Raw genomic sequence first — 606 nt, 5'->3', positions numbered from 1 at the left:
ATGGCCGTTTTCGGCTGAAGCTGTTGGATGAATTCTTCACCGGTAGAGCCTTTGCTCCCATGGTGCCCCACCTTTAAGACATCTGCTTTAATATTTGGAAACACGTCCATCACCTCCTGTTCCCCTTCTTTCTCCAGGTCACCCGTCAAGATCCAGCTCATACCGCCCGTCTCCATCCACAGAACGAGAGAGGAATTATTTTTGCTTGCCGGATCAGGTGCTCCAGGTGACAGTACATGGAACTGCAAATCCTTTATTTGCAATACATCGCCTCGCTTCACCTCTTCAATTGTCACTCCCTCTTCTCTGGCTGTCTGCAGCACTTTCTCATCTTTAGGTTCAGAAACGAACCCTTTCGGAATCACGAGGCGCTTTACTTTATGATGCTTCAGCAGAGTCTCCGCCTCTCCGATATGATCTTGGTCAGCGTGCGTCAGAATTAAAGCGTCAAGCTGTTTGATTCCCTTAGCAGTTAAAAACGGAATCAGCACCTTTTCCCCCAGTGAAAACGGATGCTGTTTTTCGCACCAAGGCTCTGACGAGTAAGACAAAGTGCCGCCGGTATCAATTAAGACACGCCCCCGCTGATGCGGAGCACCTACAAAC

At 49.2% G+C, this 606-nt stretch carries 1 protein-coding gene; it reads right to left on the bottom strand.

Annotated elements, in window-relative coordinates; translation table 11 throughout:
- The coding region (locus ACWHAR_RS29310; protein ID WP_452088723.1) for a DNA internalization-related competence protein ComEC/Rec2 at positions 1 to 606 on the bottom strand (606 nt) is incomplete at both ends.

It is taken from the genome of Bacillus sp. LR--39 (assembly GCF_053613335.1).
This window is presented reverse-complemented; position numbering and strand designations above follow the sequence as displayed.